The sequence below is a fragment of the Rhizobacter sp. SG703 genome (assembly GCF_012275445.1).
Lineage (GTDB): Bacteria > Pseudomonadota > Gammaproteobacteria > Burkholderiales > Burkholderiaceae_C > Rhizobacter.
The window spans coordinates 250,758-263,677 of sequence record NZ_JAAZQK010000002.1 but is presented as its reverse complement, the minus strand read 5'-3'; the positions used below and the strand labels follow the sequence as shown (position 1 = coordinate 263,677).

General features: G+C 69.1%; 16 protein-coding genes. 15 read left to right on the top strand and 1 reads right to left on the bottom strand.

Going from position 1 to position 12,920, the window contains the following annotated elements; genetic code table 11:
- The first annotated feature begins 18 nt into the window (after positions 1 to 18).
- Entirely contained in the window at positions 19 to 951 is a 933-nt protein-coding gene (gene argB / locus FHT26_RS04185) for an acetylglutamate kinase (protein WP_056805842.1), read from the top strand.
- Positions 952 to 1,146: 195 nt separating this feature from the next.
- Here the strand turns inward: argB and FHT26_RS04180 are convergent, their stop codons facing one another.
- On the bottom strand, positions 1,147 to 1,338 hold the full coding sequence (locus FHT26_RS04180) for a heavy-metal-associated domain-containing protein (protein WP_168558920.1): 192 nt from the start codon (positions 1,336 to 1,338) through the stop codon (positions 1,147 to 1,149).
- 137 nt (positions 1,339 to 1,475) lie between these two features.
- Here FHT26_RS04180 and FHT26_RS04175 point away from each other — a divergent pair, with 137 nt between their 5' ends.
- The 14 genes from FHT26_RS04175 (at position 1,476) to tatB (ending at position 12,876) form a co-directional block, all read left to right on the top strand.
- A complete protein-coding gene (locus tag FHT26_RS04175; RefSeq protein WP_168558919.1) occupies positions 1,476 to 3,656 on the top strand; it encodes a heavy metal translocating P-type ATPase in 2,181 nt (726 codons plus the stop codon).
- Positions 3,653 to 4,039 (top strand): Cu(I)-responsive transcriptional regulator, encoded by a 387-nt coding sequence (gene cueR, locus FHT26_RS04170; RefSeq protein WP_168558918.1) that lies wholly within the window; start codon positions 3,653 to 3,655, stop codon positions 4,037 to 4,039. Before FHT26_RS04175 ends, cueR begins: the two co-directional genes overlap by 4 nt.
- Entirely contained in the window at positions 4,036 to 4,737 is a 702-nt protein-coding gene (locus tag FHT26_RS04165; protein WP_168558917.1) for a pyrimidine 5'-nucleotidase, read from the top strand. The genes cueR and FHT26_RS04165 overlap by 4 nt, the downstream gene beginning before the upstream one ends.
- Positions 4,738 to 4,754: 17 nt before the next feature.
- Entirely contained in the window at positions 4,755 to 5,411 is a 657-nt protein-coding gene (gene slmA, locus FHT26_RS04160) for a nucleoid occlusion factor SlmA (RefSeq protein WP_056805974.1), read from the top strand.
- A gap of 34 nt (positions 5,412 to 5,445) precedes the next feature.
- Positions 5,446 to 6,123: a ligase-associated DNA damage response endonuclease PdeM gene (gene pdeM, locus FHT26_RS04155; RefSeq protein ID WP_168558916.1), complete on the top strand. Its 678-nt coding sequence runs from the start codon at positions 5,446 to 5,448 to the stop codon at positions 6,121 to 6,123.
- Positions 6,124 to 6,192: 69 nt separating this feature from the next.
- A complete protein-coding gene (locus FHT26_RS30450; protein WP_168558915.1) occupies positions 6,193 to 9,015 on the top strand; it encodes a PAS domain-containing protein in 2,823 nt (940 codons plus the stop codon).
- A 140-nt stretch (positions 9,016 to 9,155) separates the two neighbouring features.
- Positions 9,156 to 10,034 carry an ATP-binding protein gene (locus FHT26_RS04145; RefSeq protein ID WP_168558914.1) on the top strand — a complete coding sequence of 293 codons (879 nt, stop codon included), beginning with the start codon at positions 9,156 to 9,158 and terminating at the stop codon, positions 10,032 to 10,034.
- Positions 10,031 to 10,480 (top strand): NUDIX domain-containing protein, encoded by a 450-nt coding sequence (locus tag FHT26_RS04140; RefSeq protein ID WP_168558913.1) that lies wholly within the window; start codon positions 10,031 to 10,033, stop codon positions 10,478 to 10,480. Before FHT26_RS04145 ends, FHT26_RS04140 begins: the two co-directional genes overlap by 4 nt.
- Positions 10,477 to 10,866, top strand: coding sequence for a phosphoribosyl-AMP cyclohydrolase (gene hisI, locus FHT26_RS04135; protein ID WP_056805870.1), 390 nt, complete (start codon positions 10,477 to 10,479; stop codon positions 10,864 to 10,866). The genes FHT26_RS04140 and hisI overlap by 4 nt, the downstream gene beginning before the upstream one ends.
- 5 nt (positions 10,867 to 10,871) lie before the next feature.
- On the top strand, positions 10,872 to 11,240 hold the full coding sequence (locus FHT26_RS04130; protein WP_349238088.1) for a phosphoribosyl-ATP diphosphatase: 369 nt from the start codon (positions 10,872 to 10,874) through the stop codon (positions 11,238 to 11,240).
- On the top strand, positions 11,237 to 11,626 hold the full coding sequence (locus FHT26_RS04125) for a DUF4870 family protein (RefSeq protein ID WP_168558912.1): 390 nt from the start codon (positions 11,237 to 11,239) through the stop codon (positions 11,624 to 11,626). Before FHT26_RS04130 ends, FHT26_RS04125 begins: the two co-directional genes overlap by 4 nt.
- A complete protein-coding gene (locus FHT26_RS04120; RefSeq protein ID WP_168558911.1) occupies positions 11,623 to 11,973 on the top strand; it encodes a histidine triad nucleotide-binding protein in 351 nt (116 codons plus the stop codon). Before FHT26_RS04125 ends, FHT26_RS04120 begins: the two co-directional genes overlap by 4 nt.
- A 125-nt stretch (positions 11,974 to 12,098) precedes the next feature.
- Positions 12,099 to 12,341, top strand: a complete 243-nt coding sequence (gene tatA / locus FHT26_RS04115) for a Sec-independent protein translocase subunit TatA (RefSeq protein ID WP_168558910.1) — start codon at positions 12,099 to 12,101, stop codon at positions 12,339 to 12,341.
- Between the two features lie 46 nt (positions 12,342 to 12,387).
- Positions 12,388 to 12,876: a Sec-independent protein translocase protein TatB gene (gene tatB / locus FHT26_RS04110; RefSeq protein ID WP_056805881.1), complete on the top strand. Its 489-nt coding sequence runs from the start codon at positions 12,388 to 12,390 to the stop codon at positions 12,874 to 12,876.
- Positions 12,877 to 12,920: the final 44 nt, after the last annotated feature.

The following is a 12,920-nucleotide window of genomic DNA, read 5'->3' as shown; positions in this document are numbered from 1 at the left end:
TCTCCACGAAGGCCCTCCATGAACAACGAGCCCCCTGCCAACAAGCCCCAAGGCCACGCCAACCCCGATCTGACGCACATCGCCCCGCGCGACAAGGCGGAGATCCTGGCCCAGGCTTTGCCCTACATCCAGAAGTTCCATGGCAAAACCATGGTCATCAAGTACGGCGGCAACGCAATGACCGATCCGGCGCTGCAGCAGGATTTCGCCGAAGACGTGGTGCTGCTGAAGCTGGTCGGCATCAACCCGGTGGTGGTGCACGGTGGCGGGCCGCAGATCGAGGATGCGCTGGCCAAGATCGGCAAGAAGGGCACCTTCATCCAGGGCATGCGCGTCACCGACGAGGAGACGATGGAAGTGGTCGAGTGGGTGCTGGCCGGCCAGGTGCAGCAGGACATCGTCGGGCTGATCAATGCGGTCGGCGGCAAGGCCGTCGGCTTGACCGGACGCGACGGCGGGCTGATCCGCGCGCACAAGCTGAAGATGGTCGACCGTGACGACCCGACCAAGGTGCACGACGTCGGCCAGGTCGGCGAGATCGAGTCGATCGACCCGTCGGTCGTCAAGGCGCTGCAGGACGACCAGTTCATCCCGGTGATCTCGCCGCTCGGCTTCGGTTCGGAGAACGAGAACTACAACATCAATGCCGACGTGGTCGCCGGCAAGCTGGCCGAGGTGCTGAAGGCCGAGAAGCTGCTGATGCTGACCAACATTCCCGGCGTGCTCGACAAGCAGGGCAAGCTGCTGACCAACCTGTCGGCGCGCGAGATCGACGAGCTGTTCGCCGACGGCACCATCAGCGGCGGCATGCTGCCGAAGATCGCGTCGGCGCTCGACGCCGCGAAGAACGGCGTCAACACCGTGCACATCATCGACGGCCGCGTGCCGCACGCGATGCTGCTGGAGATCCTCACGGAACAGGCCTACGGCACGATGATCCGGAGTCATTGAGAGCCCCCCAGTCGCTTCGCTCCTGCCTTGCAGGCCGCGCCGGGCCAGAGGTCCGACCCCTCGCCAGGCACGAACAGTCCTCAGGACTGTTCATGTCCGGGCTCGGCCCCCAAGGGGCGCCTCCCCTCGGCCCGGCGGAGCCGGATCCTGGGGAGTGGCTTGATGGGACGCTTGGCTTCGCCGGCGCTCCGCGCGTCACTTCGGCGGGTAGCCCGCCTCGGTCAGCGCCGCCGCGAGCAGCGCCCGGTCCGATGCCGATTCGACCTCGACGGTGTGCTCCGCGAGGTTCACCACCACCAGCGCGTGGGGATCGGCGTCCTTCAGCGCCTGCGTCACCGCCTTGATGCAATGGCCGCAACTCATGCCGTCGACCTGGAACTCGATCATGGGGTTCTCCGTGGTTGTTCGATGGATTCACTGTCAAGCCTGAAGCTTGCCACCGTGGCAAGGTCAAGGCGCACCGCGAAGCCCCACGGCTGGCAAGGCCTTGACATTACCATGATGGTAAGGTTGACAGTCGCGTCATGAACACGACCGGCATCGCCACCCATTCCCTGTCCCTCGGCATCGACGGCATGACCTGCGCGTCCTGCGTCGCGCGTGTCGAGAAGGCGCTGCAGCGCGTGCCCGGCGTCGTGTCGGCCACCGTCAACCTGGCGACCGAGCGCGCCGAGGTGCAGACCAGCGTCGACGATGCAGCGGTGCTGCTGGCGGCGGTCGAGAAGGCGGGCTACGCGGCCCATGTGCACGAGGAAGACGAAGCGCCGGCCGCGGCGGCGCCGGCCTGGCCGGTCATCGCGGCGGCCGCGCTGTCGCTGCCGCTGGTGCTCCCGATGCTGCTGTCGCTCGCCGGCATCGACGCGATGCTGCCCGGCCTGCTGCAGCTGCTGCTGGCCGCGCCGGTGCAGTTCGTGCTCGGCGCGCGCTTCTACCGCGCCGGCTGGAAGGCACTGCGCGCGCGCACCGGCAACATGGACCTGCTGGTGGCGCTCGGCACCTCGGCGGCGTTCGGCCTCAGCGTGCAGCAGCTGTGGGTCCATGGCGGCCACGGGCACTTGTATTTCGAGGCGTCGGCGGTGGTGGTCACGCTGGTGCTGCTCGGCAAGTGGCTGGAGCAGCGCGCCAAGCGGCAGGCCACCGATGCGATCCAGGCCTTGAACGCGCTGCGGCCGCAGACGGCGCGGGTGCGGCGCGATGGCATCGAACGCGACCTGCCGATCGCGCAGCTGCGGGTCGGCGACCTGGTCGTCGTGCGGGCCGGCGAGCGCCTGCCGGTCGACGGCGAGCTGCTCGAAGGCGAGAGCCATGTCGACGAATCGCTGATCACCGGCGAGGGCCTGCCGGTGCTGCGCCAGCCGGGCGGCCGGGTGATCGGCGGGTCGGTCAACGGCGAAGGCCTGCTGCTGCTGCGGGCGACCACGCTCGGTGCCGAATCGGCGTTGTCGCGCATCGTCCACCTGGTCGAATCGGCGCAGGCGAAGAAGGCGCCGATCCAGCAGCTGGTCGACCGCGTCAGCGCGGTGTTCGTGCCGGTGGTGCTGCTGCTGGCGGCCGCCACGCTGCTCGGCTGGGGCGTGGCCACCGGGGCGTGGGAGCAGGCGGTGCTGAACGCCGTCGCGGTGTTGGTGATCGCCTGCCCGTGCGCGCTCGGCCTCGCGACGCCGGCCGCGTTGATGGCCGGCACCGGCGTCGCGGCAAGGCGCGGCATCCTGATCAAGGATGCCGAGGCGCTGGAGCGCGCGCGCCAGGTCGACATCGTCGCGTTCGACAAGACCGGCACGTTGACCGAAGGCCGCCCGGCGCTGGTGGCCTGCGAGCCGGCCGATGGCGATGCGCGCGCACTGCTCGCCGACAGCGCGGCGCTGCAGGCTGGCAGCGAGCACACGCTGGCGGCGGCCGTGCTCGCGGCAGCGCGTCACGACGGGCTGGCCATCGCGCCGGCGAGCGGCGTGCGCAGCGTCGCCGGCCGCGGGCTGTCGGGCGAGGTCGGCGGGCGCACGCTGCTGCTCGGCAGCAGCCGCTTCATGGGCGAGCGCGGCATCGACGTCTCGCCGCTGCAGGCCCGGGCCGATGCGCTGCAGCTCGATGGCCGCACTGTCTCGTGGCTGGCCGAGGCCGCGCCGGTGCCGCGGCTGCGCGGCCTGCTGGCGTTCGGCGATGCCGCGAAGCCGAGCGCGGCGGAGGCGGTGCGCCGGCTGCAATCGCTGGGCGTACGCTGCCTGATGCTGACCGGCGACAGCGCCGGCGCGGCGGCGAAGCTGGCGCGCGAACTCGGCGTCGACGCGGCCGACGTGCATGCCGCGCTGCTGCCGCAGGACAAGGCCGCGCTGGTCGAGGCGCTGCGCCGCGGCGGCGCGCGCGTCGCGATGATCGGCGACGGCATCAACGACGCGCCGGCGCTGGCGGCGGCCGACGTCGGCATCGCGATGGGCAGCGGCACCGACGTCGCGATGCAGGCGGCCGGCATCACGCTGATGCGCGGCGATGCGCGCCTGGTCGCCGATGCGCTCGAGATCGCGCGGCTGACGCAACGCAAGATCCGCCAGAACCTGTTCTGGGCCTTCATCTACAACGTGGTCGGCATCCCGCTGGCCGCCTTCGGGCTGCTGAACCCGGTGATCGCCGGTGCGGCGATGGCGTTCAGCAGCGTCAGCGTGGTCGGCAATGCGCTGCTGTTGCGGCGCTGGAAGGGAGTGGCACGATGAACATCGGTGAAGCGGCACAACGCTCGGGCGTGTCGGCGAAGATGGTGCGGCACTACGAATCGCTGGGCCTGTTGCCGCAGGTCGGCCGCACCGACGCCGGCTACCGGCAGTACGGCGACAAGGAGGTGCACACGCTGCGCTTCATTCGGCGCGCCCGCGACCTCGGCTTCGGCATGGCCGAGATCGGCGAGCTGCTGAAGCTGTGGCAGAACCGGCGGCGCGCGAGCGGCGACGTGAAGCGCATCGCGCTGAACCACATGGCCGACCTCGACCGCCGCATCGCCGAGATGGAAGCGATGAAGCGCACGCTGTCGAGCTTGGCGAGCTGCTGCCACGGCGACCAGCGGCCCGACTGCCCGATCCTCGACGAGCTCGCCGAATGAGCGGACAACGTCGCGCGACGGTTTGGCTGTTCGATCTGGACAACACAGTGCATGACGCATCGCATGCGGCGTTCGGCCCGACCAACCAGGCGATGAACGACTACATCGTGTCGCAGCTCGGGCTGGCGCCGGCCGAGGCCTCCGCGCTGCGCCAGCAGTACTGGGACCGCTACGGCGCGACGCTGCTCGGCCTGGTGCGCCACCATGGCGTGAATGCCAGCCATTTCCTCGAGGAGACGCACCGGTTGCCCGGCCTCGAGGACCGCCTGCGCACCCATGCGCACGACCGCGCGGCGCTGCGCCGGCTGCGCGGCCGCAAGGTCCTGCTGACGAACGCGCCGCGGTCCTACGCATTGCGCGTGCTGCGGGCGCTTGGCCTCGCGGACTGCTTCGACGGCCTGATCAGCATCGACGAGATGACGATGTTCGGCGACCTGCGGCCGAAACCGGATGCACGCATGCTGCGGCGCGTCGCGGTGCGGCTGAAGGTGGCGCCATGGCGCTGCGTGCTGGTCGAGGACACGCTGGCCCACCAGAAGTCGGCGCACCGCATCGGCATGCGCACGGTCTGGATGCAGCGCTACCTGAAGACGGCCAAAGTTGCGAACAACAGCACAGAAGTTGGCGTTCACCCTTGCCGAAAGCCCCCCTATGTGTATGCAAGAATTCAATCGCTGAACAAGCTCCTCTCCCTGTGACAACTCCGACCGCCGCGATGACCGACACCCCTGCCATCCCCGAAGACACCAGTCCCGAGGTGGCAGCCGACGCGGTGGCCGAACCGGCGGGCCGCAAGCGCCCGAAGCCCGGCGAGCGCCGCGTGCAGATCCTGCAGACGCTGGCCCACATGCTCGAACAGCCGGGCGCCGATCGCATCACGACGGCCGCGCTGGCCGGCAAGCTCGATGTCTCCGAAGCGGCGCTGTACCGCCATTTCGCGAGCAAGGCGCAGATGTTCGAAGGCCTGATCGAGTTCATCGAGCAGAGCGTGTTCACGCTGGTCAACCAGATCACCGAGCGCGAGACCAGCGGCCAGGTGCAGGCCCAGAAGATCCTCACGGTGCTGCTGCAGTTCGGCGAGAAGAACCCCGGCATGACGCGCGTGATGGTCGGCGATGCACTGGTGTTCGAGAACGAGCGCCTGGTCGCCCGCATGAACCAGTTCTTCGATCGCATCGAATCGCAGCTGCGCCAGAGCCTGCGCAGCGCCGCCGAAGCGGCCGGCTCGTCGACGCCGACGGTCGATGCGAATGCGCAGTCCTCGGTGCTGACCGGCTTTGCGGTCGGCCGCCTGCAGCGCTATGCGCGCTCCGGCTTCAAGCGCGTGCCGACCGAGCACCTGGACGCCGCGCTGCGCCTGCTGGTCGGCTGACGCCGGCCTTTTCTCCTTTTCTTCCCTGATCGCCATGGTCACGACCGATGTCGGCGGCCAGCGCCTCGCATTGCTGCCGCAGAAGGCTGCCTGGTGGCCGGCGCAGCACGCGCTGCTGGTGGCCGATGCCCACCTGGGCAAGGCCGTCTCGTTTCGCCGGCTCGGCGTGCCGGTGCCGGAGGCCACGACCGGCGAGACGCTGTCGCGGCTGACCGGACTGGTCGAGCAGCACGGCGCGCGGCGCATCGTGTTCCTCGGCGATTTCCTGCACTCCGTGCATGCGCACGCGGCCTCGACGCTGGAGGCGCTCGCGCGCTGGCGCGAGCGGCATGCGGATCTGCATCTGACGCTGGTGCGCGGCAACCACGATGCCCATGCCGGCGATCCGCCGGCCTGGGCCCGGATCGACGTCGTCGACGAACCGCTGCGGCTCGGCGGACTGGCACTGTGCCACCACCCCGTTGCACGCGACGACGACTACGTGCTGGCCGGCCACCTGCACCCGGGCATCGTGCTCGGTGGACGGCCTCACGATCATGTGCGGCTGCCGTGCTTCTGGTTCGGCGAGCGGGTCGGCGTGCTGCCGGCCTTCGGTGCGTTCACCGGGTTGAAGACGATCCGGCCAGCGTCTGGCGAGCGGGTCTTCGCGGTGGCCGACCACGCCGTGGTGCCGGTACCGGCCCGGCCGTCCGCTGCTCAAGAAGTGGGCTGACGCGGCCGATATCCGGCAAGGCTCCGCATGTGGCGGGGCATTTCTGCTGCCATGCCTATTCTTCCCCGTGTGCCATTCCGTCGTCTCGCCGCCCTGTGGCTGGCGGGGGGCGGCCTGTGCGTGGCGGCCGGCGTGCTCGGCGGCCAGATCGAACTGGCGCGGCTGTTCCTCAACGCGGTGCCGGCCAGCCTGAATGCCGGCCTGCTCAGCCTCGTGGCCGCGGTGGCGCTGTGGAGCGATCCGCGCATGCCGTCGCGCCGGCTCGCCTGGTGCGCCGCGCTGCTGATCTCGGTGCCCGCGCTGGTGCTGGTCGAGCACCTCGGCGGCGTCGACCTGGGCATCGACATCCCGGCGCTGCACCGCGCGATGCAGCCGACCTCGCCTCACCCCGGGCGCCTCGCGCCGAACACCTGCCTCGGTTTCCTGTTCGCCGGGCTGGCGCTGTGGCTGCAACACCGGCCGGGACTGCGCTGGCGCAGCCTGCTGGTGTCGTGCAGCGTGTACGGCACGCTCGCGGTCGGGCTGTCGGCGCTGACCGGCTACGTGCTCGACCTGGAGGCGATGTACAGGCTGCTGTCGTTCAACAGCATGTCGGCGGCCGTGATGGCGATGCTGGTGGTGCTGGGGACGACGCTGTGGTCGAACCTGCTGGTCGGCGACGCGATCGACGACAAGGCCGCCGACCCGGTGGACGAGCGGCCCGAAGACCGCATCACCCGCACCGCGGTCGGCGTGCTCGGCATCGTCGCGGTGGTGTCGGGCGTGGCCGGCTTCGCGCTGATGCAGCGCGCCTACAAGATGACGGTGGCCGACGGCCTGGAGACCGCGGCGCGCGGCCATGCCGGTGCGTTCGCGCACAGCCTGAAGCAGGAGATGGAGATCGCCGAGAGCGTGTCGCGCCAGCTGGCGCTGCAGCGCTCGCTCGCGCAGCTGGGCGTGAAGCCGACCGACGCCCAGGCGTTCGACGACCTGCGCGAGCTGGCGTCCAGCGTGCTGGGCCAGGATTTCAGCGCGTTGCGCGTCGAGAACGGGCGCGGCGAATCGCTGCTGGAGGCGGGTTCCGCGCGGCTGCGCTCGGCGGTGGTGGCGCTGCCGCTCGGCGATGGCCATTCGACGCTGCTGTGGGACGACGGGCTGGTGCTGCACAGCGAGCTGCCGGTCGAGCGCAACGGAGATCGCGTCGGCGGCCTGATGCTGGAGCGCCGGCTCGGCGTGCTGACCGGGTTGCTGTACGACCTGCAGCACCGCGACGATTCGACCGATGCGCTGCTGTGCGCGCGCATCGATGAAGACGCGGTCTGCCTGCCGAGCCGCTTCTACGAGGCGGGCCGGCACATCGCGATGTACCAGCCGGACGGCCAGCCTTTCCTGCCGATCTCGAAAGCGTTGCTCGGCATGACGGGCACCGAGTCGGTGAAGGACCTGCGCGGCGTGCCGGTGCAGGCCGGCTATGCGCCGCTGCGCGGCGTGAACCTGGGCCTGGTGGTCAAGACCGACAGCGGCGAGCTGTTCGGCTACATCCGCTCGCGGCTGCGCGTGCTGACGGGTCTGCTGGCGGCGCTGGTGCTGGTGGGGGCCTGGCTGCTGCGCTCGCACGTGTTGCCGCTGGCCCAGCGGCTGGCGCGCAGCGAGCGCCGGTTGCAGATGGTGTCGGACAACCTGCCGGCGCTGGTGTTCCATGTCGACGCGGAGCTGCGCTACCAGTTTGCCAACGCCCGCTACCTGTCGATGACCGGCCTCGACCCGAAGGCGATGCTCGGCGAGCGCATGCAGGACGTGCTGGGCGCGGAAGCCTTCGGCGGCATTGCCGAGCACATCGCGGCCGCGCTGCGTGGCGAGCGCGTGCGCTTCGAGCGCCACGGCCAGCTGTTCGGCCGCGAGCATCACCACCTGGTCGAGTACGTGCCGGAGCGGCGGCCGGACGGCCGCGTCGTCGGCATCTACGGCATGGTGCTGGACATCGCCGAGCGGCACCGGGCGCTGGCGCAGCTGGCCGAGAGCGAGGCGCGGCTGCGCACGATCACCGACAACGTGCCGGCCTTGATCACGTATGTCGACACCGACCTGCGTTTCCAGTTCTGCAACCCGGTGTTCGAGGCCTGGACCGGCATCCCGGTGGCCACGGCGATGGGCCGGCGCATGCAGGACGTGCTGCCGCCGAAGGTGATGGCCCTGCGGCAGCGCCAGATCGAACGTGCGCTGCGGGGCGAGACGGTGCAGTTCGAGACGGTGGCGGTTCTGGGGCACGGGCCGCGGCACTTCCAGGTCAACTATTTGCCGCATCGCGACGAGCAGGGCCGGGTGATCGGCGTGTACAGCCTGACGAACGACGTGTCGGCGCAGAAGGAACTCGAGCGCAAGCTGCAGACGCTGGCGCGCGTCGATGCGCTGACGGGGCTGGCCAACCGGCGGCAGTTCGAGGAACGCTTCTCGGAGGCGATGTCGCGCTGCCGCCGCAGCGGTCGGCCGATGGCGCTGATGTTCATGGACATCGACAAGTTCAAGGGCATCAACGACACGCTGGGCCATGCGGGCGGCGACGAAGTGCTGAAGACGTTCGGGCAGCGGCTGCTGGCCAGCGTCCGCAAGACCGACACGGTGGCGCGGCTGGCCGGCGACGAATTCGTCGTGATCCTCGAAGGGCTGAACACGGTGGACGAGCCGCACTTCCTGGCCCGCAAGATCCTCGCGGCGATCGCGGCGGAGCAGCAGGTGCTGGGGCATTCGCTGAGCGTCACGACGAGCATCGGCATCTCGTTCTACGAAGGCGACGACAGCACCGAGGGGGCGCTGATGGCGCTGGCCGACAAGGCCTTGTATGACGCCAAGGCAGCGGGTCGCGGGACCTACCGCTGTGCGCCGCGTTCTGCGCTTGTTGCCGGTCGGGTTTGAATCCCTGGATCCTTGGTCGTGCGGGCGGTGGCGCGCCTTGTCGACGCAGTGACGGACTGCGTGGGCAAAGAATCGCGGAATCGCCGCCGCTACACTGACGCCCGTCCCAGCCCTGGTGCCGGTAGATCCGGCGGTCCTGCATGTCTTTCGCTCCCGACACGTTGCTGCAATTGATTCAACGCGCCGATGCGTTGCTCACCCGGTTGGAAGCGGTGCTGCCGCAGCCGCTGGTCGCACCCGACTGGTCGGCGTCGATCGCGTTCCGCTACCGCCGGCGCGGCGCCTCCGGGCAGCTGCTGCCGGTTCGGCATGTGGCGCAGGTGCGCTTGTCGGAGCTGGTCGAGGTCGAACCGCAGAAGGAGCGGCTGCTGCGCAACACCGCGCAGTTCGTGGCCGGGCATGCCGCCAACAACGTGCTGCTGACCGGCGCGCGCGGCACCGGCAAGAGCTCGCTGATCAAGGCCTGCCTGAACGAATTTTCCGATCGCGGACTCCGCCTGATCGAGGTCGACAAGGCCGACCTGGTCGACCTGCCCGACATCGTCGACCTGGTCGCCGAGCGGCCCGAGCGCTTCGTCGTGTTCTGCGACGACCTCAGTTTCGACGAAGGCGAGCCCGGCTACAAGGCGCTCAAGTCCATCCTCGACGGCTCGGTCTCGCAGGCGTCCGACAACCTGCTGATCTACGCGACCAGCAACCGCCGCCACCTGCTGCCCGAGTACATGAAGGAGAACCTCACGTACCAGCACACCGATGACGGCGAGGTGCACCCCGGCGAGGTGATCGAAGAGAAGATCTCGCTCAGCGAACGCTTCGGGCTGTGGGTCAGCTTCTATCCGTTCAGCCAGGACGAATACCTCGCGATCGTCGCGCAGTGGCTGCGCGGCTTCGGCGTCGGCGAAGACGAGATCGCCGCGGCACGGCAGCCTTCGCTGGTGTGGGCGCTCGAGCGCGGGTCGCGCTCCGGGCGCGTCGCGTTCCAGTTCGCGAAGGATTACGCCGGGCGGCACGCGGCATGAGCGCGGCTGCAGAGCGCACGCCGGTCGACGTCGCCGTCGGCGTGCTGATCGATGCCGACGGCCGCTTCCTGCTGACCAGCCGGCCCGAGGGCAAGGTGTATGCGGGCTACTGGGAATTTCCCGGCGGCAAGCTGGAAGCCGGCGAGAGCGTCGAACAGGCGCTGCGCCGCGAGTTGCATGAAGAGATCGGCATCACGATCGGGCCGGTGCAGCCGTGGAAGATCGAGCTGATGGACTATCCGCATGCACGCGTGCGGCTGCACTTCTGCAAGGTTTTCGCGTGGACCGGCGAGTTCGAGATGCGCGAACGCCAGCAGATGGCCTGGCAGGACCTGCCGGTGCAGGTGCAGCCGGTGCTGCCGGGCACCGTGCCGGTGCTGGCCTGGTTCGCCGAGGAACGCGGTTTCTCGGGCCCGACTTGTGCCACAGATACACTCGCCCGATGAGCTGGCTCGACGAGATCAAGTGGGATGCCCAGGGCCTGCTGCCGGTGATCGCGCAGGAGGTCGGCAGCAACGACGTGCTGATGTTCGCGTTCATGAACCGCGAGGCGCTGGCCCGCACCGCCGAGCTCGGCGAGGCGGTCTATTACAGCCGCTCGCGCCAGCGGCTGTGGCACAAGGGCGAGGAAAGCGGTCACGTGCAGCAGGTGCACGAGATGCGCCTCGATTGCGACAACGACGTGCTGCTGCTGAAAGTGACGCAGCAGGGCCACACGCCCGGCATTGCCTGCCACACCGGCCGCCACAGCTGCTTCTTCCAGCTTTACAAGGACGGGGCCTGGCAGACCGTCGAGCCGGTCTTGAAAGACCCGGGGACCATCTACAAATGACCGACGTGAAGACCGGGACGAGCGCCCTCGGCGGCAACGACACGCTGGCACGGCTGGCCGCGGTGATCGAGTCGCGCCGCCAAGGCGACCCGGACAAGAGCTACGTGGCCCGGTTGTTCCACAAGGGCACCGATGCGATCCTGAAGAAGATCGGCGAAGAAGCCACCGAGACGGTGATGGCCGCCAAGGACGGCGACCGCCAGAAGATCGTCTACGAGGTCGCCGACCTGTGGTTCCATTCGATGCTCGCGCTGAGCGCGTTCGGGCTGACGCCCGCCGACGTGCTGGCCGAGCTGGAGCGGCGCGAAGGCCTGTCGGGCCTGGAGGAATTCGCCGCGCGCAAGTTGCAAACCCGAGAGGCGGACGGAACATGAACGATGTCGTGACCAAGCTTTCCGACAGCGAGCAGTCGCTGAAGAACATCGGCCACATCAGCTACGCGCTGCATGCGATCGTCGCGGTGGCCGCCGTGCTGCCCGGCGCGCAGGTCACGCCGGTGCTGCTGATCGTCGCCTTCATCCTCGACCTGGTGAAGAAGGACGAGGCGGCCGGCACCTGGCAGGAATCGCACTTCCGGTGGCGCATCCGTTCGGTGCTGTGGGCCGCCGTGCTGTACGTCGTGACGCTGCCGCTGTGGTTCCTGTTGCTGGTCCCCGGATGGATCGCGTGGGCCATCATCTCGATCTGGTTCCTGTACCGCGTCGTGCGCGGCTGGGTGAACCTGAACTCGAACACGCCGATGCCGGTGCCCGCGCCATGAGCCACGACCCGAACTGCATCTTCTGCAAGATCTCGGCCGGGCAGATCCCGAGCCGCAAGGTCTTCGAAGACGATGAACTGATCGCCTTCCACGACATCGCGCCGTGGGCGCCGGTCCACTTCCTGATCGTGCCGAAGGCGCACCTGGCATCGCTGTACGACACCGTGCCCGAGCAGCACCAGGCGCTGCTCGGCAAGATGCTCGCGCTGGCCCCGAGGCTCGCGCGCGAGCAGGGCGCCGTCAACGGTTTTCGCACCGTGATCAACACCGGCGTCGATGGCGGGCAGGAAGTGCCACATTTGCACATGCATGTCGTCGGCGGGCCGAGACCCTGGGCCAAGGGGTAGTGATGTCGGCCCCCACGTCACTGCGTTCCTGCCCCCCGCGGGGGCCGTCACCTTCCTTGGGGCGGCCCGGCGGAGGGTGATCCCCCGACCCCCTAGAATCCGCTATTTCCCGCAGGAGAAGAATCATGGGTTCGTTCAGCATCTGGCACTGGCTCATCGTGCTGGTGATCGTGGTCCTGGTGTTCGGCACCAAGAAGCTCAAGAACATCGGCAGCGACCTGGGTGGCGCCGTCAAGGGCTTCAAGGACGGCATGAAGGACGGTTCGACGACCGGCGCCAATGGCGAGGTCGTGCCGCCGTCGCAACAGGTCGGCCAGAAGGCCGTCGATCCGAACACCGTCGACGTCGAAGCGAAGACCAAATCGTGATGAGCATCCGAGGCCGGCTCGGGCTGGTCCGTCGGATGACAACCGCATGATCGATTTCGGTTTCGACAAGATCGCGCTGATCGGCGCCGTGGCGCTGATCGTCATCGGGCCCGAGCGGCTGCCGAAGGTCGCCCGCACCGTCGGCCACCTGCTCGGCAAGGCGCAGCGCTACGTGGCCGACGTCAAGGCCGAGGTCAACCGCTCGATCGAGCTCGAAGAGCTCAAGAAGATGAAGGGCGAGTTCGAAGATGCCGCCCGCAACGTCGAGCAGACGGTCTCGAACGAGATCCACCAGACGCGCGCCGACATGGCCAGCGCCTGGGATGCCCCCGGCGATGCCGCCTCCACACCCGACAGCGGTCAGCACCTCGGCTGGGAACCGCCGCCGCCGCAGTACAAGCACCCGAAGAAGAACTGGCGCCTGAAGCGCGGCGCGACGCCGCAGTGGTACAAGCAGCGCACCGGCGTGCGCAACAAGGCGCAGTCGGGTGCGGCGCGCGTCGCACGCTTCCGCCCGCCGCGCTCTTCGGCCTGAACCCTGCGGCCTGAATCCCTCGGCCCGCGAACCTGAACCCCTCC

What these genes read in the sequence shown, in the direction of transcription:
- FHT26_RS04120 (WP_168558911.1), top strand. Translation starts at nt 11,623, where the DNA reads ATGAGCCACGACCCGAACTGCATCTTCTGCAAGATCTCGGCCGGGCAG.
- FHT26_RS04165 (WP_168558917.1), top strand. Translation starts at nt 4,036, where the DNA reads ATGAGCGGACAACGTCGCGCGACGGTTTGGCTGTTCGATCTGGACAAC.
- FHT26_RS04125 (WP_168558912.1), top strand. Translation starts at nt 11,237, where the DNA reads ATGAACGATGTCGTGACCAAGCTTTCCGACAGCGAGCAGTCGCTGAAG.
- hisI (WP_056805870.1), top strand. Translation starts at nt 10,477, where the DNA reads ATGAGCTGGCTCGACGAGATCAAGTGGGATGCCCAGGGCCTGCTGCCG.
- slmA (WP_056805974.1), top strand. Translation starts at nt 4,755, where the DNA reads ATGACCGACACCCCTGCCATCCCCGAAGACACCAGTCCCGAGGTGGCA.
- tatB (WP_056805881.1), top strand. Translation starts at nt 12,388, where the DNA reads ATGATCGATTTCGGTTTCGACAAGATCGCGCTGATCGGCGCCGTGGCG.
- pdeM (WP_168558916.1), top strand. Translation starts at nt 5,446, where the DNA reads ATGGTCACGACCGATGTCGGCGGCCAGCGCCTCGCATTGCTGCCGCAG.
- FHT26_RS04175 (WP_168558919.1), top strand. Translation starts at nt 1,476, where the DNA reads ATGAACACGACCGGCATCGCCACCCATTCCCTGTCCCTCGGCATCGAC.
- argB (WP_056805842.1), top strand. Translation starts at nt 19, where the DNA reads ATGAACAACGAGCCCCCTGCCAACAAGCCCCAAGGCCACGCCAACCCC.
- FHT26_RS04145 (WP_168558914.1), top strand. Translation starts at nt 9,156, where the DNA reads ATGTCTTTCGCTCCCGACACGTTGCTGCAATTGATTCAACGCGCCGAT.
- FHT26_RS04140 (WP_168558913.1), top strand. Translation starts at nt 10,031, where the DNA reads ATGAGCGCGGCTGCAGAGCGCACGCCGGTCGACGTCGCCGTCGGCGTG.
- FHT26_RS04180 (WP_168558920.1), bottom strand. Translation starts at nt 1,338, where the DNA reads ATGATCGAGTTCCAGGTCGACGGCATGAGTTGCGGCCATTGCATCAAG.
- cueR (WP_168558918.1), top strand. Translation starts at nt 3,653, where the DNA reads ATGAACATCGGTGAAGCGGCACAACGCTCGGGCGTGTCGGCGAAGATG.
- tatA (WP_168558910.1), top strand. Translation starts at nt 12,099, where the DNA reads ATGGGTTCGTTCAGCATCTGGCACTGGCTCATCGTGCTGGTGATCGTG.